This window comes from Neobacillus mesonae (assembly GCF_023715155.1).
GTDB lineage: Bacteria > Bacillota > Bacilli > Bacillales > Cytobacillaceae > Neobacillus > Neobacillus mesonae_A.
In genome coordinates, this window is the sequence record NZ_JAMBNQ010000012.1 from 40,874 (window position 1) to 60,638 (window position 19,765).

The 19,765-nt window shown below is 36.8% G+C and carries 21 protein-coding genes; 13 read left to right on the forward strand and 8 right to left on the reverse strand.

The features are described from left to right. The first annotated feature begins 9 nt into the window (after nucleotides 1-9). The 5 genes from trpB to odhB all read left to right on the forward strand — a co-directional run bounded on the left by trpB (nucleotide 10) and on the right by odhB (nucleotide 7,566). The gene (gene trpB, locus M3183_RS12290; protein ID WP_251470016.1) at nucleotides 10-1,212 is read left to right on the forward strand and encodes a tryptophan synthase subunit beta; all 1,203 of its coding nucleotides are present in this window, start codon (nucleotides 10-12) and stop codon (nucleotides 1,210-1,212) included. Next, the gene (gene trpA / locus M3183_RS12295) at nucleotides 1,212-1,997 is read left to right on the forward strand and encodes a tryptophan synthase subunit alpha (RefSeq protein WP_251470018.1); all 786 of its coding nucleotides are present in this window, start codon (nucleotides 1,212-1,214) and stop codon (nucleotides 1,995-1,997) included. The genes trpB and trpA overlap by 1 nt, the downstream gene beginning before the upstream one ends. Before the next feature lie 214 nt (nucleotides 1,998-2,211). Further along, nucleotides 2,212-3,276, forward strand: coding sequence for a tRNA 2-selenouridine(34) synthase MnmH (gene mnmH, locus M3183_RS12300; protein ID WP_251470020.1), 1,065 nt, complete (start codon nucleotides 2,212-2,214; stop codon nucleotides 3,274-3,276). 179 nt (nucleotides 3,277-3,455) lie between these two features. Then, nucleotides 3,456-6,290, forward strand: a complete 2,835-nt coding sequence (locus M3183_RS12305; RefSeq protein ID WP_251470022.1) for a 2-oxoglutarate dehydrogenase E1 component — start codon at nucleotides 3,456-3,458, stop codon at nucleotides 6,288-6,290. 13 nt (nucleotides 6,291-6,303) lie between these two features. Further along, complete coding sequence (gene odhB, locus M3183_RS12310) at nucleotides 6,304-7,566, forward strand: 2-oxoglutarate dehydrogenase complex dihydrolipoyllysine-residue succinyltransferase (RefSeq protein WP_251470025.1); 1,263 nt, start codon at nucleotides 6,304-6,306, stop codon at nucleotides 7,564-7,566. 60 nt (nucleotides 7,567-7,626) lie between these two features. Here the strand turns inward: odhB and sda are convergent, their stop codons facing one another. Beyond that, the gene (gene sda / locus M3183_RS12315) at nucleotides 7,627-7,752 is read right to left on the reverse strand and encodes a sporulation histidine kinase inhibitor Sda (protein ID WP_396953720.1); all 126 of its coding nucleotides are present in this window, start codon (nucleotides 7,750-7,752) and stop codon (nucleotides 7,627-7,629) included. Between the two features lie 236 nt (nucleotides 7,753-7,988). Here sda and M3183_RS12320 point away from each other — a divergent pair, with 236 nt between their 5' ends. Beyond that, nucleotides 7,989-8,192 (forward strand): DUF6501 family protein, encoded by a 204-nt coding sequence (locus tag M3183_RS12320; protein ID WP_251470030.1) that lies wholly within the window; start codon nucleotides 7,989-7,991, stop codon nucleotides 8,190-8,192. 50 nt (nucleotides 8,193-8,242) lie between these two features. On the opposite strand, the gene M3183_RS12325 is transcribed toward M3183_RS12320, so the two are convergent. After that, entirely contained in the window at nucleotides 8,243-8,821 is a 579-nt protein-coding gene (locus M3183_RS12325; protein WP_251470032.1) for a YhcN/YlaJ family sporulation lipoprotein, read from the reverse strand. A 135-nt stretch (nucleotides 8,822-8,956) separates the two neighbouring features. On the opposite strand from M3183_RS12325, the gene crcB reads away from it, so the two are divergent. Together crcB and M3183_RS12335 are read left to right on the forward strand one after the other, a co-directional pair. After that, a complete protein-coding gene (gene crcB / locus M3183_RS12330; protein ID WP_251470034.1) occupies nucleotides 8,957-9,328 on the forward strand; it encodes a fluoride efflux transporter CrcB in 372 nt (123 codons plus the stop codon). Between the two features lie 19 nt (nucleotides 9,329-9,347). After that, nucleotides 9,348-9,707 carry a fluoride efflux transporter FluC gene (locus tag M3183_RS12335; RefSeq protein WP_251470036.1) on the forward strand — a complete coding sequence of 120 codons (360 nt, stop codon included), beginning with the start codon at nucleotides 9,348-9,350 and terminating at the stop codon, nucleotides 9,705-9,707. Nucleotides 9,708-9,745: 38 nt separating this feature from the next. Here M3183_RS12335 and yidC read toward each other — a convergent pair whose 3' ends face one another. The 3 genes from yidC to M3183_RS12350 form a co-directional block, all read right to left on the reverse strand. After that, the gene (gene yidC / locus M3183_RS12340) at nucleotides 9,746-10,528 is read right to left on the reverse strand and encodes a membrane protein insertase YidC (protein WP_251470038.1); all 783 of its coding nucleotides are present in this window, start codon (nucleotides 10,526-10,528) and stop codon (nucleotides 9,746-9,748) included. Nucleotides 10,529-10,555: 27 nt separating this feature from the next. Further along, nucleotides 10,556-10,849, reverse strand: a complete 294-nt coding sequence (locus M3183_RS12345) for a hypothetical protein (protein ID WP_251470040.1) — start codon at nucleotides 10,847-10,849, stop codon at nucleotides 10,556-10,558. Between the two features lie 467 nt (nucleotides 10,850-11,316). Then, nucleotides 11,317-11,769: a cupredoxin domain-containing protein gene (locus M3183_RS12350; protein ID WP_251470042.1), complete on the reverse strand. Its 453-nt coding sequence runs from the start codon at nucleotides 11,767-11,769 to the stop codon at nucleotides 11,317-11,319. Nucleotides 11,770-11,990: 221 nt separating this feature from the next. On the opposite strand from M3183_RS12350, the gene mprF reads away from it, so the two are divergent. Next, the gene (mprF, locus tag M3183_RS12355) at nucleotides 11,991-14,519 is read left to right on the forward strand and encodes a bifunctional lysylphosphatidylglycerol flippase/synthetase MprF (protein WP_251470045.1); all 2,529 of its coding nucleotides are present in this window, start codon (nucleotides 11,991-11,993) and stop codon (nucleotides 14,517-14,519) included. Between the two features lie 132 nt (nucleotides 14,520-14,651). Beyond that, on the forward strand, nucleotides 14,652-15,815 hold the full coding sequence (locus tag M3183_RS12360) for a D-alanyl-D-alanine carboxypeptidase family protein (RefSeq protein WP_251470047.1): 1,164 nt from the start codon (nucleotides 14,652-14,654) through the stop codon (nucleotides 15,813-15,815). A 34-nt stretch (nucleotides 15,816-15,849) separates the two neighbouring features. Here M3183_RS12360 and M3183_RS12365 read toward each other — a convergent pair whose 3' ends face one another. Further along, complete coding sequence (locus M3183_RS12365; protein WP_251470049.1) at nucleotides 15,850-16,143, reverse strand: hypothetical protein; 294 nt, start codon at nucleotides 16,141-16,143, stop codon at nucleotides 15,850-15,852. A gap of 158 nt (nucleotides 16,144-16,301) precedes the next feature. Between M3183_RS12365 and M3183_RS12370 the strand changes: the two genes are divergently transcribed. Then, nucleotides 16,302-16,790, forward strand: a complete 489-nt coding sequence (locus tag M3183_RS12370; protein WP_251470051.1) for an Hsp20/alpha crystallin family protein — start codon at nucleotides 16,302-16,304, stop codon at nucleotides 16,788-16,790. Between the two features lie 77 nt (nucleotides 16,791-16,867). Further along, nucleotides 16,868-17,305: a hypothetical protein gene (locus M3183_RS12375; RefSeq protein ID WP_251470053.1), complete on the forward strand. Its 438-nt coding sequence runs from the start codon at nucleotides 16,868-16,870 to the stop codon at nucleotides 17,303-17,305. A gap of 28 nt (nucleotides 17,306-17,333) precedes the next feature. Here the strand turns inward: M3183_RS12375 and M3183_RS12380 are convergent, their stop codons facing one another. Further along, entirely contained in the window at nucleotides 17,334-17,576 is a 243-nt protein-coding gene (locus M3183_RS12380; RefSeq protein WP_251470055.1) for a YkuS family protein, read from the reverse strand. A gap of 102 nt (nucleotides 17,577-17,678) precedes the next feature. On the opposite strand from M3183_RS12380, the gene M3183_RS12385 reads away from it, so the two are divergent. Next, on the forward strand, nucleotides 17,679-17,819 hold the full coding sequence (locus tag M3183_RS12385; RefSeq protein WP_251470057.1) for a YuzL family protein: 141 nt from the start codon (nucleotides 17,679-17,681) through the stop codon (nucleotides 17,817-17,819). 43 nt (nucleotides 17,820-17,862) lie between these two features. On the opposite strand, the gene M3183_RS12390 is transcribed toward M3183_RS12385, so the two are convergent. Beyond that, nucleotides 17,863-19,482 carry an ABC-F family ATP-binding cassette domain-containing protein gene (locus M3183_RS12390; protein WP_251470058.1) on the reverse strand — a complete coding sequence of 540 codons (1,620 nt, stop codon included), beginning with the start codon at nucleotides 19,480-19,482 and terminating at the stop codon, nucleotides 17,863-17,865. Between the last annotated feature and the right edge of the window lie 283 nt (nucleotides 19,483-19,765).

Genomic DNA, 19,765 nt, shown 5'->3' on the forward strand with positions numbered 1-19,765 from the left:
GAGAAAAGAATGACTGCATATACACTGCCCAATGAAACGGGCCGCTTCGGTAAATTTGGGGGAAGATTTGTACCAGAGACATTAATGAAAGCAATTACGGAATTAGCAGATGCTTATGAAATGGCGAAACAAGATCCTACTTTTCACTCACAAATCCAAGCATTATCCAAGGATTATGTCGGCAGGGAAACCCCGTTGTATTTTGCCGAAAATCTTACGAAATATGCTGGCGGTGCAAAAATTTATTTAAAAAGAGAAGATTTAAACCATACTGGTGCCCATAAAATAAATAATGCTATTGGTCAGGCTCTTCTCGCCGTACGGATGGGCAAGAAGAAAATTGTTGCAGAGACAGGTGCGGGACAACATGGTGTAGCCACTGCGACAGTATGCGCATTGTTAAATTTAGATTGTATTATATTTATGGGAGAAGAAGACATCAAAAGACAGGAGCTGAATGTATTTCGAATGGAGCTGCTGGGTGCTAAGGTAGTAAGTGTTACATCAGGCAGCAGTACCTTAAAAGATGCTGTTAATGAGGCATTGAGATATTGGGTTGCAAATGTCGAGGATACCCATTACTTATTAGGCTCAGTATCTGGTCCACACCCTTTCCCGATGATTGTCAGGGATTTTCAAAGTGTCATTGGCAAAGAAACAAAAGACCAATTTTTAGATCGAAATCACTCTCTTCCTGATGCCGTTGTAGCATGTATTGGCGGCGGCAGCAATGCGATGGGAATGTTTTATCCTTTTATTGACGATGAAGAAGTTGAGCTTCATGGCGTGGAAGCGGCCGGCCGCGGTATTGACACTCCCTTTCACGCAGCTTCCTTGACAAAAGGTAAGCCGGGTGTCCTCCATGGAGCATTAATGTACTTATTGCAGAATGAAGATGGCCAAATACAAGAAGCACATTCTGTGTCTGCAGGTCTTGATTATCCTGGAGTTGGTCCTGAACATAGCTATCTAAAGGAAATCGGTCGTGCCAATTATCATTCAATCACTGACCAAGAGGCGCTTGATGCATTTCAACTATTATCAAAATTGGAAGGCATAATCCCTGCACTTGAGAGTTCACATGCGGTTGCCTATTGCCTTAAACTTGCCGCCCAGCTTGGATCTGAGAAAAATATAGTTGTCTGCTTATCAGGACGCGGAGATAAAGACGTTGATGCTGTAAGGGCAAGGCTAAAAGGAGGAAATCAATAATGAACAGGATCGAGCAAACCTTTCAGGCTTTAAAAAAGGATGATACAAAGGCGTTTGTACCATATATTATGGCGGGAGACGGCGGTTTGGACTGTTTGGAGGAGCGTCTTGTCCTTCTTGAGAAGTTTGGGGCTGCAGCTGTTGAAGTAGGTGTACCTTTTTCAGATCCAGTTGCCGATGGACCAACAATACAGCAGGCAGGAATTAGGGCGTTAAACAATGGAACGACATTAAAGGGGATTGTGGGTAAAATTGCCGAAATTAGGAAGTCTGTCAAGATACCCATTATTCTAATGACATATCTTAATCCAATTTATGCCTATGGCATTACGAAGTTTGTCCAAGATATTCAAAAAGCGGGCGTGGACGGATGTATTATTCCAGACATGCCTGTCGAAGAAGAGGAAATAATCGAGCCTGAGTTGACAGAAGCAGGAGTAGAACTAATCCGTCTTGTTACCTTGACAACACCTTTGGAACGCATTAAGCAGATTGCAGCAAAGGGAGATGGGTTCTTATATACAGTGACAGTAAAAGGAATTACAGGAACGCGAAATGAATTTGATGGTAATTTAAATGCTTATTTAAAAGCAGTAAAGGAGGTTAGTCCAATTCCGGTACTAGCGGGATTTGGAATTTCAACTCAAGAACAAATGCTTGATATAACAAAATATTGTGACGGTGTTGTCGTCGGAAGTAAAATTGTTAATTTACTTGCAGAAAATAAGCTTGAGGAAATGGAAAATTTAATGTCCGTTTTTAAACAAAAAACAAACATGGCATAATAGATAAGGTTTGTTCCTTAAAAGGGAACAGGCCTTTTTAAATACCAGCCAAATCATGGGAGAAGTCCTCGTATTCTTGCTTGGTTCGTTAAACTCTTATATAATTACAGGTAGACTCTTGAGAAAACTTTTCTTTACGAACCTTTTAAAACTTCCATATAGGAAGTTTTGTTTGTTTTCTTATTCTTACCAAATTTTTAGGAGCGTTTTATTTATGAAAGATATAACAGTCGAAGAACTTTTTAAACTCGAGGAACCGATCATCATTGATATACGCTCTCCGATAGAGTTTAAAGACGGTGCTATACCAGGGGCAGTTAACGTTCCTTTATTTTCAAATGAAGTGCGGGCGGAAATAGGCACGATTTATAAGCAGGAAGGACAGGCTGCAGCCAAATGGCGGGCAATGGAACTTGTCTCACCTAAGATACCTGAAATGCTTCATACCATTAAATCATATGGTGAAAACAGAGAAATCGTCATCCACTGCTGGCGCGGCGGAATGAGAAGCAGAGCAGTGGTTACATTTTTAGAATTTGCCGGAATCTATGCTTGGCGCCTTGTTGGCGGATATAAAGCATACCGTCATTATATTCTTGAGCAGATTCCATCGATGATTCCCGAAAAAGCAATTGTCATCCATGGGATGACTGGAGTTGGAAAGACAGAAGTATTAAAAATTTTAAAAAGACGTGGTTATCCTATTTTAGACTTAGAGGAAATGGCTGGTCACAGGGGATCAATTTTTGGAACAATTGGACTTGGTGAAGGCCATAACCAAAAAACGTTTGATTCTCTTTTATTCAAAGGACTCCAGGATATCCAAGGCGCGGAATACTTTTTAGTTGAAGCGGAAAGTAAAAGAATAGGCAAATCAGTTCAGCCTGAAAAACTAATGGACGTAAAGTTTGAAGGCCTAAATTTCCTTATTCATACACCGCTTGAACAACGGGTAAAACATTTGGTGTCTGAATATGTACTTCCATATAAAGATGAGCCATGGTATCATGAAAAGATTTTTCTTAGTATGGAAAGAGTTTTAAAACGTATGAAAGATATTGACTTAAAAAATCAATTAATGGAAAGCATGGAAAAACGGGACTATCAGGCAATGATCCCAATATTACTTGAAGATTATTATGATCCAAGATATGATTATGCAAGACTGGAATACCAAAAAGAATTTATTGATATTTTTGCTGACAACTATTTAGATGCTGCAGATAAAATTGAGATTAAATTAGAAGAACTATGTTTTCAGCCAGTTTTGGCCGGATAAAAAATCGAACACATCTATTTTATATAGGTGTGTTTTTGGCGTTTTGAAATTATTTTTACAAATTAAGACAAACTAAAAAGAAATTATGTTGATTTAGGTCAATTTCTGTAACTATTTATTATGACATGATAATATAAAGATTGTGTAAATGATACATATTGGATGAAGGGGGATTGATGATGAATAGACCAGCCCAAGAAAACCAACTTAACTTAAAAGATTTCCTTGGTCCAAATCTAGGCTATTTAATTGATCAATTTGAAAAATTCAAACAGGATCCGCTATTAGTTAATGATGAAATGAGAGAATTGTTTTCAGGAATGACGGAATCTGATTTTTTGGATTTACAGACAGCGGTTCCAAAAAATGAACCACTGCAGCAGACGGTTGTTAATGAAAAAATGTATTCTGCTATCCTTCTTGCTGATCAAATCCGAACTTATGGACATTTGGCTGCTAATATTCGTCCTTTGGGAGATTACCAGCCTGACCGGACCCATATAGAGCCTGCGGCCTTTGGGCTGACGGATGATGACCTGCGGAAGCTGCCTGCTTCTGTTGTCTCTAAAGATGCTTCATTAGCAAATAAGACAGCTTATGATGCAATTGAATATTTAAAACAAGTTTATACAGGCACGATTACGTATGAATTTGATCATGTCCATGATATGAAAGAGAGAAATTGGCTGATTGAAAGAATTGAAAATAGGAGTCAGCAGCCAAACTTCTCAAGAGAGAAAAAGCTAAAAATATTAAACAGGCTTACAGAAGTTGAGGAGTTTGAAAAGTTTCTTCATAAAACCTATGTAGGTCAAAAACGATTTTCTATTGAGGGACTAGATATTATGGTTCCAATTATTGATGAAATCGTTTCCGAAGCAGTAAATAACGGTGCTGATACAATTAATATTGGGATGGCGCACAGAGGAAGATTGAATGTGCTTGCCCATGTATTAAGTAAGCCTTATGAAATGATTTTTGCAGAATTTCAACATGCACCCAATAAAGATCTTGTGCCTTCAGAGGGTTCAACAGGAATTAACTTTGGATGGACAGGTGATGTCAAATATCACCTTGGTTTGAATCGAGAGCTTATTAAAGGCGACAATAAAAAATCTGTGAAAATCACACTTGCTAACAATCCGAGCCACTTAGAATTTGTTGGCCCAGTGGTAGAAGGATATACCCGTGCAGCTCAGGACCAAAGAAAAAAGGCAGGCTATCCAGATGAAAATCATAATTCTGCCCTTGCTCTCTTAATCCATGGAGATGCAGCTTTTCCTGGTGAAGGAATTGTCGCCGAAACATTAAATTTGAGCCGCTTACATGGATTCCGTACTGGCGGGACTATTCATATCATCGCAAATAACAGAATCGGTTTTACAACAGAATCGTATGATTCACGTTCAACCCGCTATTCCAGTGACCTTGCGAAAGGATTTGAAATTCCAATTATTCATGTGAATGCAGATGATCCAGAAACCTGTATTAATGCCGCATTAATTGCAGCTGAATATAGGACTTTATTCCATAAAGATATTCTAATTGATTTAATTGGATACCGCAGATTCGGTCATAATGAGATGGATGAACCGATGACAACAAATCCAAAGACATATATGCTTGTTCAAAAACATCCGACGGTAAAAGAGATTTATAGAAAGAACTTATTATCTGCAGGTATCACTAATGAACAAGAAGTAAATGGTCTTCAAGCTGCTGTCATTGAAAGATTGCAGGCAGCACATAAGCAGGTCGCGGCAGTGAAAAAAGATAATAAATTAGATCTTCCTGAACCGCCGAACTTTAATTGCAATAAGCTAAGCATTGAAACGAGCGTTCCACTTGAATCATTGAAAAAACTGAATGAAGAATTGCTTCAATGGCCTGAGAATTTTCATGTATTCAGTAAATTAGCTAAGATATTAAAAAGGCGTACTACAGCATTTGATGAAAAAGGGACTATTGATTGGGCATTGGCTGAATCGCTGGCATTTGGTTCTATTTTGTCAGACGGAACACCGATTCGATTCACTGGACAGGATACGGAGCGGGGAACTTTCGCACATCGAAATCTTGTGCTTCATGATGAACAAACAGGGGAAACATTCCTTCCGCTGCACAATATATCATCATCAAATGCATCGTTTGCAATTTATAATAGTCCATTAACTGAAGCAGCTGTTGTTGGTTTTGAATACGGTTATAATGTGTTTTCACCAGAAACATTAGTAATTTGGGAAGCACAATTTGGTGATTTTGCTAATGCTGCACAAGTTATGTTTGATCAGTTTATTTCGGCTGGCAGAGCAAAATGGGGTCAAAAATCCGGGCTTGTTATGCTGCTTCCTCATGGATATGAAGGACAGGGGCCGGAACATTCAAGTGCAAGACCAGAGCGCTTTTTACAAATGGCTGCAGAAAAGAACTGGACGGTTGCAAATGTTACAAGTGCTGCGCAATATTTCCATCTGCTGAGACGTCAAGCAGCATTATTAAACAAAGAGGAAGTAAAACCACTCGTATTGATGTCGCCTAAAAGCTTGTTAAGAAACCCGCTTGTAGCATCAACTGGTATGGAGCTAAGCAATGGAAAATTCGAATCTGTTTTAGAACAATTTAAATCTGAAAGAGATAATTCAAAAGTAGAACGTTTGGTACTTTGTTCCGGTAAAATCGCAATTGATCTTGCCCAGCAAGTTGGAAATGGTGATGGATATGAATGGCTTCAGATCATGAGACTAGAAGAAATCTATCCATTCCCAACTAACCAATTAACAAAGCTTTTTGCAAAATATCCAAATGTGAAGGAAGTTTATTGGCTGCAGGAAGAACCTAAAAATATGGGAGCTTGGACTTTCGTAGAACCGAGGATTAATCGACTTATTACAAACGGCATTAAAGTAGAATATATCGGCAGACGCCGGCGCTCAAGTCCTTCTGAAGGGGAGCCAAATATTCACAAATCAATCCAATCTAAGATTTTAACTATTTCATTAACCAGAAGTGTTTAAGGGGGTAATATAAATGGCTGAGATTAAAGTACCTGAATTAGCAGAGTCAATTACGGAAGGAACCATTGCGAAATGGCTGAAAAATGTTGGTGAACATGTAGAACAAGGGGATTACCTTATTGAGCTTGAGACAGATAAGGTTAATATAGAAGTAATTTCCGATTATTCTGGTACTCTGACAGAACAGAAATTTGAAGAAGGGGATACTGTCACTGTAGGTGAGACGATTGCCATTGTAGACGAAACAGGTGCAGGTGCAGTTCCTTCAGTAGCAAGTAAACCACAAGAAGAGCCGGTTGAAGCGGCGAAACCATCCGCAGCACCAGCAGTAAATGTAAGCAGTCCTGCTAATGTACAAAAAGAGAAAAGCGATAATGAACCTTTGCAGCGTCCAATTGCATCACCAGCGGCGAGAAAACTAGCAAGGGAAAAAGGAATTAATTTGCAGGAAATTCCTACTACTGATCCGTTAGGAAGAGTTCGCAAGCAAGATGTTTCCTCATTTGAGAAGGGGAGCAGTCAAAAGCCAGCCTCTGCGAAAGCGGGTACACCACCAGTTGTCGAAGACAGCTCAAAACCTGTTGTTTATGAAAGAATGTCAAGAAGACGGCAAACAATCGCAAAGCGGCTGGTAGAGGTTACAAATACAGCAGCCATGCTGACTACTTTCAATGAGATTGATATGACCGCGGTAATGGATTTAAGAAAACGCTGGAAAACCCAATTTGCTGAGGAGCATGATGTCCGTCTGGGATTTATGTCATTCTTTACTAAAGCTGTTGTTGCAGCATTAAAGAAATTCCCGCATATAAATGCTGAGATTCAGGGTGACCAATTATTAGTCAAAAAGTATTATGATATTGGTATGGCCGTTTCAACTGAAGAAGGTTTAGTTGTTCCAGTTGTTAGAGATGCAGATCGTAAATCATTTGCCGAAATTGAGGGAGACATTGCACACTTGGCTGAAAAAGCAAGGTCGAATAAGCTTTCATTAAATGACCTTCAGGGTGGTACATTTACCATTACAAATGGCGGTGTCTTTGGCTCATTGCTCTCAACTCCGATTTTAAATGGACCACAAGTAGGAATTTTAGGCATGCATTCTATTCAATTAAGACCAGTAGCGATTGATAAAGATACAATGGAAAATCGACCGATGATGTATGTAGCACTTTCCTATGACCATAGGATTGTCGATGGAATGGAGGCTGTAAGCTTCTTAGTAACCATTAAAAAGTTATTAGAGGATCCTGAGAAGTTATTGCTGGAAGGATAATTAGTAAAACCGCTGAATTTTGTTCAGCGGTTTTTTTTAAAAGTCCATCTTTAACTCTTACTATTGTTTTTTAAGAGGGTTTAATCCCCTTCGTTCTATTTCCTGTTTTAAAATTTTTATCCATTCCTTTTCCTTTCCAGACTTCAATGCATCCCGATAAGAAAAAACCAATTGCTCGTTACTCATAATTTTCAATTTATGAATGCCTCCTTGGAAAATGGATTGAATATTCAGTTTTTATTATTGTAACGGTTTCATTCCTATTTGAAAACCCCTAAAATCATTTTTTTTGCAAATTTGCTGGTTTATTTTTTAAAAATAGTAAACACATATTTTTTCCTAGGAATATTTCAAGGTTGCACATCAGGAGTCCTTTTGATTATACTTAAAAAGGTATAAAGAACTTAAGGACGGTGGCAGTTTTGATTCATTTAACCTGGCGTGATCGTGAAACAATTAAGAAAGTAAAATGTATTCATACGAATGCAAAAAAATATATTGTGGATCAGGTTCTTACTGCAGGAAAAGTTTATGATGTAAAAAATGAAACAGAGGAATTTTATTACATCATTGATAATTCCGGAAAAGTAGGCGGCTTTTATAAAGAATATTTTCAAGAAATATAAAATAAAAATGCCCGGAACTGCCGGGCATTTTTATTTTATATTTCATTATGTTAACGGGCATCCGGAAACACTCTGCGAATGGTATTGGTAAATTCATCAAAGAAGCCGGATACTGGTTTGCCGTTACGAATGTCGCTGGCATAATTGTTAAATCGGTCATAAAAATCAGGATTAACTGATACGTAAACACGGTCGATATCATGGTCCACTGATTTAACAGCACGTGAAATTCTATTTTCAATATCGGTGGTAAGGCCATTCCGAGAATTTCGGTCTAATTTGGCAGCAACAAAGGCGCTATTCTTCGTAACAATGACGTTGGCACTATCAACATCAGCAAGATCTGCAACCTTTTTTGCTGCATTATCAGCAACACGCATTTTAGAACGATTATCATATCTAACATCCGTTAAATCATTGTCAAGCCTATTCGCATTATCATCAAGTCTGGTATCGCTGACATCTACTCCAGTGATGGCAGGTCCTCCATGATTAGGGGTATTATAATTCACCCTTGCCGGCTCGTTAGCATTTCGGTTTGCAACATCATCATTTACATTATTATTTGCACAACCTGTTAAATAAAGACTAAAAATCAGAGGTGAGGCCCAAAATATTCCTTTTTTCATTTTTATTTTCACTCCTTTATTTAAGTTGTACATATTTAGCATACCGCTTGGAATAAAATCTATCCTATAGAATAAATGGTAAATCAAATGGATATGGTAAAATGATATATATTTCGGGACATTGGAGTGTTTAAGATGGTATACCTTTTTGTTGGTGTCGGGGGAATGGTGGGAAGTATCATTCGTTATTTGCTTTCTATGGCGGCTATATCATTATGGAGTTCTGAATTTCCATTTGGAACACTGTTTGTAAACATTACGGGCGCCTTCTTATTAGGCTGGATTACAAATAAATTTGTCTTGCTAAAAAAACTTCCTCCTCAAATATTGACGGCGCTGACAACGGGAATTATCGGTTCCTATACCACATTTTCTACCTTTTGCTTAGAAACTGTTCGACTAATGAATGAAGATCAATATTTATTTTCGTTTTTATACATATTAATCAGCCTTCTTGGGGGACTGGTATTTGTTCGAATCGGATTGAAAATGGGGGAACAGGAATAAATGGGTGGTGAAGAAAAATATGACAGAGATTTTATTGGTTGCAATTGGCGGTTTTTTTGGAGCAATTTTCCGTTTTATCCTGAGCAGGAAATTAAAAGGAACAAGCGGTTTTCCTTTTGGAACATTTTCCGTTAATTTGTTTGGGGCCTTTTTATTAGGATTGCTTGTTGGGCTTGAAATTCATGGATATGTTTATACACTTTTCGGGGTAGGATTTATGGGGGCTTTTACAACCTTTTCCACATTTATGCTTGAATCTGAACAGCTTAGAATGTCAGGTAAGGACATGGTATTTTTCAGCTATGTTGTGGCCAGTTTTACCTTGGGAATATGCCTCTTATTCTGCGGCATTATTATTGGAAATCTTTTAGAGATATGAAAAGGAAGCACCGGTAACGTAACGATGCTTCCTTTTTCTTACTTAGGTTCAGCCTGTGCCGTCGGCTGTTTGCGATATAATTTATGACCGATATAAGTTTGAATCGTCAGGAATGTTCCCCCAACAACCCAGTAAAGCGGAAGTGCAGCAGGTGCACTAAAGGAAAACATAACAATCATTAAAGGAGAAAGAAGTCCCATAAATTTCATTTGATCCTGCTGTTGTTTTGGCATACTAGATTGAGAAATCTTAAATTGAAAATAATAAACAAGTCCTGCAATAATTGTCAAAACAATATCAGGTTTTCCTAAACTAAACCATAAAAATTGATGGGTGGCAATGTCTTTGGAACTGCGAATTGCATAATAAAAAGCGGTAAGTATAGGCATCTGAATCAAAATTGGCAGACAGCCCATATTGAGCGGGTTCACGCCATGCTTTTGGTAAAGGCCCATCATTTCGGCTTGCAGCTCTTGTTTCTTTTTAGGATCCTTTTCCGCCTTCATTTTCTTTTGAATGACATCCATCTCAGGTTTCAGTGCATCCATTTTTTCTTTCATATGCATTTGATTTTTATACTGTTTAAGCATTAAAGGCATTAAGGCAAGTCTAATAACCAGCGTAACGATAATAATGGCTAGACCATAATTTCCATTGAATAAATCGGCTGTTGACTTAATGATAAATGAAAACGGCCCGACAAAATAGTGATGGAAAAATCCTGTGTTGTTTCCGTTTTGCTGTGTAGAACAGGCAGACAATAATAAGGTTGTCGCCATTAATAGCATTATTGTAATAAATGATGATTTCCTTGTTTTCATATTTCCTCCTAAAATGTGTGTTTTAAATTAAAGTGAAAATAGGAGTGAAATAGGTTCTTCAGAATCATCCTGTGGACATTCTTTTTTTCGTATATATTTAATAATTCGTGTTAAAATAATGCTTCCAAGCGGGCGATTTTGTTTTTTTAAAAAAAACATTGGATGAATTATTTTTGTGTTTTTGGCGTAAGATGCAGTGCCGTTAACCGAATACTCCACACCCCAAACCCAGAAGTATTTAAGGATTAATCCTAAATATATACTGACATACAATGCATTTAAAGTATTAATATCAGAGTGATCAATGAGTATCTGAAACAAAAATTTCACCTCTAATCATAAAGCGGAAAATTCTGCGTAAACAGGTACAGTTTGTTCCTGCGATAATTATTTCTTAGTAGATTTCCTTAACGGTCAGTCCCGGCAAGTACAAGTTGTGCCGGCAGAACAAGGTGCTCTTCCTTCTTTAGACGGACTAGCTTGTGACCTCAGTCTGCTAAAAAGCAGTTTATTCGAGGATGAAAACTGGCTGGGCACTTCGGGGTATAGCCTGACGCTTTTCCTTCGTGCGAGACGATACTTAAGAAGCCTTCCTTGTGGAGCTGGACAATTTTTAAAGATTTCTCTTGTTTAAGTCAATGATAAGAGTATATAAGAGATTAAAGAAATAATCAATTTTTAATTTCTTGGAAATATTAATATCAGTTAGTGTATTAGACATTTATCCAAGTATTTTTGGGTAATTATTATTTTACAAAAGAAAAAACAGAAGGAATATTTTCTTCTGTTTAGTTAACAACAATATAAGCAATCATTGGACCATTATGCTCTCTGTTTGAATGGGTCTCGCAAATTAAACGGTATGTTCCTTCTTTGTTAAATTGAAGAGGGATCATTGTTTCTTCTCCTTTTTTAACGACTCCTTTAATATCAGTTCCTTCAATATGAAATGGGTGCTGTTCACCGTTAATTCCGCTTATATATAACTGTACCTTTTCCCCTTTCTCTATAGAAATGGTTCCTGGGTCCCATCTATAAGCCTCAAGCTGTTTTCCATTTTTCATGGTTGTTTTAAATTCTGCAGTTATCATATGAATCTCCCTTATCCCATCTTCTGACTGCTGGTTAAAAACAGTCGCATCTCCCGCCTTCAGCACAAACCATGCTGAAATCGCAGCCAGCATAATTCCAACAGCTAAAAAGAAGATGAAAGTTTCTTTCTTAAAAACTAGAAACTTCATATATTTAGCCCCCTTTTATAATTTGTCCTCTTCTATTCTTATGCAGGGGCAGGCAGGAAACTTGTCTCCTTTTTTCAAATTCTTCGCGCAGGTAAAAAAATAAGGGGTGATTGAACAATGTAAAAGCTGTCAAAAATAATAGACAAAGGAAATATTTCTTTGTTTTTCCTGTTGAAACGTATATAGTGGAGTCAGGAACTAAAAAATAGGTGGTTTTCTTGTTGGGGATAAGTAAAGAAAAAATACTAAAAGGAATAAAATTTATTTTCCCATTATTTTTGCTGATATTTGCAATCATTGAAATAAGAAAATTTACCGTAGACTTAAATGGGGAATTACTCAAAAGTGAATTACATCATCTTCATTTTTGGGTATTATTGGTCATTTTACTCATTACATTTGCTGCGGTTCTGCCAATGATATTCTATGATGTGATTTTAATCAGGATTTTGGGATTTAAAGTCCCTAAAAGGGAATTGGTGGAGCAGTCATTTATAGCTAACTCATTTTCCAATCTAATCGGCTTTGGCGGCTTGATTGGTGCTATGCTTAGAACCTACTTTTTTCATAAGTACGAACATGATAAACGAAGATTGCTGAGAATTATTGCTACAGTTTCACTTTTTTACTTAACGGGAATATCAGTATTATCATGGATTGTAACCATATTCTACCGGAATTTTCCGTTATTTACAGATGTTAAGTGGCTTTATTTTGCTGTAGTGGGTGTAGGGTTGTATTTGCCTGTATTTCTCATCATCAACGAAATTAATGCGAAAAAGAATGATAATCAGTCTCTCGTATCTAAGAGAGAAGGAATCAAGCTGATAGCTGTTTCCATAGTAGAATGGTTTGCTGTTTTTATGGCCATTTACTTGTTAAATAAAATACTAGGAATTCCCATTTCCTTTAAACAGTTATTTCCTGTATATATTGTGTCTGCTTGTGCCGGAATTATTAGTATGATCCCTGGAGGATTGGGTTCCTTTGATCTTGTCTTCATTTGGGGAATGCAGGATTTACATATACCAGAGGAAAAGGTTTTAATTTTACTGCTTTTGTATCGGCTCGGTTATTATTTTATTCCGTTTTTGGCAGGGGTGGTTTTCTTTGTCAAACTTTATTGGGAGAAGTGGAATAAATTGTGGAATGACACTCCAAAGGGCATTGTTCAAAGTTTGAGTCATTCCATTTTAACCCTGCTGGTGTTTATATCAGGATTGATTTTGCTTCTTTCGGCAAGTGTGCCGGGTATTATGTCCAGATTAAGAATTGCTCAGGAATTATTGGCCTTTCCCATCATTAACGTATCCCATCAGCTTTCGGTAGCCGCGGGGTTTTTATTACTGGGGTTATCAAGAGGGATTGAATATAGTGTAAAACGGACTTATGATTTAACAATGTTCGCATTGATTATGGCCGCACTATTTTCAATATTTAAAGGAATCGACTATGAAGAGGCAATATTTTTAATTATTGTTGCTCTTATTCTTAAGATGTCAAAAGGGCAGTTTTACCGTGAGAGTTATGTGCTGACATGGGGGAAAACGATTTTTGATGTGGCCATAATTTTAGTCATAACCTCAATGTATTTAATTATTGGCTATCTAAATCTTCCCAATGCAAAGGTTGCTATGCCGGAAAAATTAATACCATATGTAATTTTAGATTCCAATGATTTATTTACAAGCGCCTTCATCGGTTTGGTTATTGCTTTTATGATTCTCTCTATCGGATATTTAGTAAGTTTGCCAAAGAAGTGGAAATTTGAAAACTCGGTAAATCAGGAAACAGAGATCCTGAATCATATCTGCAAGTATAAAGGAAATGTTTTATCCCATCTAATCTTTTTGCATGACAAATATATTTTCTGGAATAGAAAACGAAATATATTAATGGCTTTTCAACCATATGCAGACAAATTAGTGATTCTTGGTGAACCGATTGGTGAAAAAAGTGAAGTATCAAATGCAATTGAGGAATTTCAGGAGGAAGCTGACTTATATGGTTATTCATTAGTATTTTATCAAGTTGGTGATGAAATGCTGCCAATTCTTCATAATCATGGGTTTGCCTTTTTTAAACTAGGGGAAGAAGCATATATTGACTTAGAAACTTTCTCTCATTCTGAAGAAAATATGCAGGGATTGAAATCGATACAAAATCAGTTTACTCGTGAAAAATATTCTTTTGAATGGCTGGAACCGCCATTTACAGACAAATTGTTTAATGAATTAAAGGAGATTTCCGCTGACTGGCTGGAAGAGAGAAAAGAGAAGGGATTTTCACTTGGATTTTTTGATGAAAACTATTTAAGTAAAGCACCGATTGCTATTATAAGAAATAAAAATCTAGAAATTTTAGGGTTTGTCAGTATCATGTACGTCTATGATCAACAAACTATTTCAATGGATTTAATCCGCTTTAGAAAAAATGCTCCCCGTGATACGATTGATTTTCTACTGCTTTCAGTAATGGATTGGGCAAAGCATAAAGGGTATAAGTGCTTCCATATAGGGATGGCCCCTTTGGAGAATGTCAGCTTAACAAAATTTTCATTTTTAAGTGAAAAAATAGCGGCACAAATATTTTTGCATGGTCACTTAATTTATTATTTCCAAGGATTGAAACATTTTAAAGATAAATATACAACATTTTGGAAAGCGAAATACATGGCATATCGTAAAAAATCCTCTTTGCCATTTATAATGGCTCAGATATCTCTGATGATTTCCAAAGCAAAAGAATAAATTTAAAAAAGCGGCAGGAATGATCCTGGCGCTTTTTTACGTATTGCTTATCTTTTACGTAACTTTTTATGGAAAATCTATTTTATTCTGGTAAAATAGATTAGGATAAAAGTACTAATAAGGGTGTTGTTATTGAGACGATTGATATCTATTTTTTTTCTTATTCTGCTGGTTTTTCCTCTTCAAACTAGAACTTTTGCTAAAGCTGAGCTGGAATTAACATTGAAAAGTGATGCGGCCATTCTTTTAGATTCGGAAACAAATGCGGTTCTTTTCAGTAAAAATCCTGATAAAAAGATGTATCCCGCGAGTGTAACTAAAATCGCAACCGCTATTTATGCCATTGAGAAAGGGAATTTAAACAGTATTGCAACAGTTAGTGCAAATGCAGAAAGACAGGACGGCACAAGAGTTTATTTAGTTGCAGGTGAAAAGGTTTCATTACTTCAGCTGATTCGAGGAATGTTAATTAATTCTGGTAATGATGCTGCCGTGGCAGTTGCAGAGCAGGTAGATGGCAGTGTAGAACAATTTTCAAAGAATATTAATGAATATTTAAAAACGACAGTCGGCGTAAAAAATACTCATTTCGTAAATCCAAGCGGCTTATTTGACAAGAACCATTATACGACAGCAAGAGATATGGCTTTAATTACCGATTATGCAATAAAAAATCCTATCTTTGCTGAAATTTTTGGGACTAAGAAATTTCATTGGAAGAGTAAGTCCTGGGATACTAATATTCTATCCCATCATAAAATGCTGTTGGGAGAGATTCCATATGCCGGCATTACAGGAGGAAAGACGGGGTATACGACAGAGTCAAAGCAAACATTGTCTACAACGGCTGGTAATGGAAAAATAAAGCTGACTGCTGTTGTTTTAAAATCAGACTTGCAGCGGGATAAGTATGATGATACGGGAAAATTATTTGACTTCGGTTTTAAATCTTTTCATAATAGTACAATTAAACAGGGTGAAATATTTAAAAAAGGAACAAAGGAATTTTATCCAGAAAATGATACTCTTGTAACGGAAAGTGTTCAAGGAGCGGTCAGAGATTTAAGTGATAATGGGCTTCTTACGTTTAAAAACAATCAAGGGGAAATTCTTCAAACCGTTCAATTAAAAACATTAGAACCAAAGCCGGCTCCGGCTCCTGCACCTAAAAAAGATGCGGATACAAAAGAAAATGAGCAGCCCGGTTATGAAAGGAATATCATTTTTGGACTTTTTATTTTCGCTTTTGCTTTCATTGTCATTGGTACAGCTAAGAAAATAACTAAAAAATATTAAAAAATAGGCAATGAGAGTCTCAGTCTCTCATTGCCTATTTTTTAGGACCGCTTTGAATAGAATCTTCATTTCTACATACGTCAAAAGCGGGAGAAGCAGATTCAAAGGAAGACGGTGAATCAATCTGATCACGGTCATCTACAAAACTTCTGGTTGCAAGAAAATCACTATGGTCTCCAAAATTTTGACCGTATCCCTGATTTTTTTTATCGGAATTATGCCACTCAGCCAAAAGGTTTTGTCCAATATTGACTGCAGAAGCATTTTCAAAGGAATTAATTTTAATCATAAATATATTAATATTAATATATGGTGCTGGAGCGGGCATGTCATCTCCTCCTTACAGTTGCTTTTAAATATATGCAGGGATTGGCTGTTTATGAGACAAGTGAGTGAAAATTGGCTTAAATTTACTAAAACAACAGTATGATGTAGTAATAAGAAAGAATTTTTATATGTTCTTTAGATAAAAGGGGGTGGAGTAAGATGGATATGGAAAAGTTAAAGCAATGGATGGAACTGGCTAAAAATATGCAAGGAGGTGATTTCTGGGGGAATATATTTGACCAGGAATTTGCAAAGCAATTTATGAATGAACAACAGATGACTCCCCCTTTCAATACCTCTAATCAACAGTCTGCCAGGAAAGAAAACCCGGAAAAGTCGTTTCCGGCAATTGACTTATTAGAAGGAGAAGAAGAAGTCATTATTATCATCGAACTGCCCGGAGTATTAAAAGAAAATGTTGAGCTTGGTTTGAACGCAAATATTCTAACAGTGAAAGGAAAGGCACAACCGCTTCATCCACAATTAAATATTTCCTATTCCGAAAGATTTTATGGGGAATTTCAGCGGCAGATTACATTGCCTGATACCATCGCTCCGAATGAAATAAGTGCAAAGTTTTGGAATGGACTATTAATGGTTCGTTACCCAAGAAACATTGACCGTGGTGAAATCATACCGATTGACTAATGCGTCTTTTGTACATGTTCATAACAATTCACCATATACATGTAAGTAAGGGTTGATTAAAGGAGCGTCAAAATGCTATGTCATTAAAAAACTTTTTCATTTTATTCCGTAAAAATGAAACTGAAAATGAAATAAGAAAAAAATTGTCCATATTAGAATTGAATATAAAGGAACTGGAGGAGGCCCTCCATGGACTTAAAAATCAAAATCAAAATCAAAATGAACCTGAACAGGACGCAAAAACAAAGGATGCTCCTATAATTATCGAAAAAATCAATATTGAAAAGATTATATTAGATAAATACGAATTAAATAATAATTTTGGTCAGCTCGGTATCAAAGAACTTAAAGGTAAATTAAATATTGGAGCAACATATGGAAGTGAATTCACACCAAAGATGGATGAAGAAGACATAGAGAAACAAGAAAAGGAAAAAAGGGAAAAAAAGGAAGAGAGTCCAGCTGAAGATAGACAAGGACCAAAAATTAATTTTAAGTCTAATAAAAAAGACTAAAGAAATCCTTTAGTCTTTAAAAGAATATTTATTGAAGTCTGCTTTCAACTTCACGGCAAACTTCATCAGCGGACATTCCATTTGCATCAATAACCGATGCTTTCGTAACGGTATCTTGCATTCCCATCACATTGGAATCTAGTCCTGTGACAACGCAGCAATCACAATTTTTCGCGTCATTTTCCTGTTTTAGTTCCACCACATCATAACCCTTTTCACGTAAAGCCTGCTGAACATTTGTAAGAGATTGTTCTACTCCAATCTTTGCCATACAAAACACCTCCTCTAAAAATTATGATGCCTAAGTACAATGAAAATATTCAGGAATATTGTTTTTAATATTATCAAAAGATATAGTGGGAGGTGTTTGTGAATGGGTAAACGAAGTAAACGAAAGGCCGATCCATCTACTATTGGCCTTGGTTCCCAGCAGGTTGAAGGCCAGGGGACCACAAATATGGAAACAGGTGCAAGAGAAGCATCGTCCTCCAGAAGAAAACAGAAGAGATATTAAGGTTAAAATGAAAAGGGCACCATTCGAAAAGGTGCCCGTAAGATTATTTATACATATCTGCAACTTGTTTTTGTAGTTCGGTATTTTCCAGGTATTCATCATAGCTCATTTGTTTGTCGATGAAACCATTTGGTGTAATCTCAAAAATGCGGTTTGCAATCGTTTGGATAAATTGATGGTCGTGCGATGCAAACAGCATGGATCCTTTAAAATTAATCAAACCATTATTGAGGGCAGTAATGGACTCCAGATCTAAATGGTTTGTCGGTTCGTCAAGCAGCAGGACATTAGCCCCGCTCAACATCATTTTTGAGAGCATACAGCGAACTTTTTCTCCGCCGGATAAGACACTTGCTTTCTTTAATACCTCTTCTCCGGAGAAAAGCATTCTTCCTAAGAACCCGCGTAAAAAGCTTTCGCTTTGGTCATTAGGGGAAAATTGGCGGAGCCAGTCTACAAGATTTAACTCACTATTTTCAAAATACTCGGAGTTATCCTTTGGAAAATAGGCCTGTGAAGTGGTAATTCCCCATTTAAAGCTGCCGCTATCAGGCTCCAGCTCACCCATTAAAATTTTGAAAAGGGTAGTCTTGGCAATTTCATTTGTCCCAACCAAGGCAATCTTGTCTCCCTTGTTCATAAAAAAGCTGATATTGTCAAGTATTTTTACACCGTCAATCGTTTTACTTAACCCTTCTACCCGCAATAAATCATTTCCAATTTCACGTTCAGGTGTAAAACCTACATATGGGTAGCGGCGGGAAGACGGTTTAATGTCATCAAGTGAAATTTTATCCAATAGTTTCTTTCTTGAAGTTGCCTGTTTTGATTTTGATGCGTTTGCGCTGAATCTGGCAATGAAGTTTTGAAGCTCTTTCATTTTTTCTTCTTTCTTTTTATTTGCGTCTTGTGCCATTTTAAGCGCTAACTGGCTGGACTCATACCAAAAATCATAGTTGCCGACATAGATTTGAATTTTACCAAAATCCAGATCAGCAATATGTGTACAAACCTTATTGAGAAAATGACGGTCGTGGGATACAACAATTACCGTATTTTCAAAGTTAATTAAAAACTCCTCCAGCCATTGAATGGCTTTAATGTCCAAATGGTTAGTCGGTTCATCGAGAAGCAGTACATCAGGTCTTCCAAATAAAGCCTGTGCGAGCAGCACTTTTACCTTTTCTGAGCCAGTTAATTCGGCCATTGCTTTATCATGAAGCTCCTCTTCAATCCCAAGTCCTTTTAATAGAATGGCAGCTTCTGATTCTGCTTCCCAGCCGTTCAGCTCTGCAAACTCACCTTCCAGTTCCGCAGCTCTCATTCCATCTTCATCAGTGAAATTTTCTTTCATATAAATCGCATCTTTTTCCTGCATGACCTGATACAATCTTGCATGACCCATTATAACAGTCTTCAATACTGGAAATTCTTCATATTCAAAATGGTTCTGTTTTAAAACAGCCATCCGTTCATTGGGGTCAAGCTGTATTGTACCTGTTTGGGGCTCAATTTCACCAGATAAAATTTTGATAAAGGTTGATTTACCAGCACCATTTGCCCCAATTAGACCATAGCAATTTCCTGGTGTAAATTTAATATTCACATCTTCAAAAAGCTTACGATCTCCATATCTTAAACTAACATTACTTACGGTAATCATGTTAAATATCCTCCAAAAGACATATTGTTGTTCATTATACCATTAAAAAGGGGGAAGGGCGAATATTTCAAAATAGGCACAGTCAGATAATGTGAAACTTAAATCAGAGGTTTCTTTCAACCCCTGCAGATTGTTGTCCCATTGTGCTGAACCTAATATGTTGCTGCATGCATCGATAAAGAGTCAGTCCAAACCTGATTGGGGTAGGCTTAAAACGGGATAAATTTTCAAAAAAATTTTCAGGTTTTCACACTTTATTCATATTTTTGTTGTAGAATGAATG

Bases quoted from the DNA above. Each gene is read 5' to 3' on its own strand.
- trpB (WP_251470016.1), top strand. From the start codon at position 10: ATGACTGCATATACACTGCCCAATGAAACGGGCCGCTTCGGTAAATTT.
- trpA (WP_251470018.1), top strand. From the start codon at position 1,212: ATGAACAGGATCGAGCAAACCTTTCAGGCTTTAAAAAAGGATGATACA.
- mnmH (WP_251470020.1), top strand. From the start codon at position 2,212: ATGAAAGATATAACAGTCGAAGAACTTTTTAAACTCGAGGAACCGATC.
- M3183_RS12305 (WP_251470022.1), top strand. From the start codon at position 3,456: ATGAATAGACCAGCCCAAGAAAACCAACTTAACTTAAAAGATTTCCTT.
- odhB (WP_251470025.1), top strand. From the start codon at position 6,304: ATGGCTGAGATTAAAGTACCTGAATTAGCAGAGTCAATTACGGAAGGA.
- sda (WP_396953720.1), bottom strand. From the start codon at position 7,752: ATGAGTAACGAGCAATTGGTTTTTTCTTATCGGGATGCATTGAAGTCT.
- M3183_RS12325 (WP_251470032.1), bottom strand. From the start codon at position 8,821: ATGAAAAAAGGAATATTTTGGGCCTCACCTCTGATTTTTAGTCTTTAT.
- crcB (WP_251470034.1), top strand. From the start codon at position 8,957: ATGGTATACCTTTTTGTTGGTGTCGGGGGAATGGTGGGAAGTATCATT.
- M3183_RS12335 (WP_251470036.1), top strand. From the start codon at position 9,348: ATGACAGAGATTTTATTGGTTGCAATTGGCGGTTTTTTTGGAGCAATT.
- yidC (WP_251470038.1), bottom strand. From the start codon at position 10,528: ATGAAAACAAGGAAATCATCATTTATTACAATAATGCTATTAATGGCG.
- M3183_RS12350 (WP_251470042.1), bottom strand. From the start codon at position 11,769: ATGAAGTTTCTAGTTTTTAAGAAAGAAACTTTCATCTTCTTTTTAGCT.
- M3183_RS12365 (WP_251470049.1), bottom strand. From the start codon at position 16,143: ATGCCCGCTCCAGCACCATATATTAATATTAATATATTTATGATTAAA.
- M3183_RS12370 (WP_251470051.1), top strand. From the start codon at position 16,302: ATGGATATGGAAAAGTTAAAGCAATGGATGGAACTGGCTAAAAATATG.
- M3183_RS12375 (WP_251470053.1), top strand. From the start codon at position 16,868: ATGTCATTAAAAAACTTTTTCATTTTATTCCGTAAAAATGAAACTGAA.
- M3183_RS12380 (WP_251470055.1), bottom strand. From the start codon at position 17,576: ATGGCAAAGATTGGAGTAGAACAATCTCTTACAAATGTTCAGCAGGCT.
- M3183_RS12385 (WP_251470057.1), top strand. From the start codon at position 17,679: ATGGGTAAACGAAGTAAACGAAAGGCCGATCCATCTACTATTGGCCTT.
- M3183_RS12390 (WP_251470058.1), bottom strand. From the start codon at position 19,482: ATGATTACCGTAAGTAATGTTAGTTTAAGATATGGAGATCGTAAGCTT.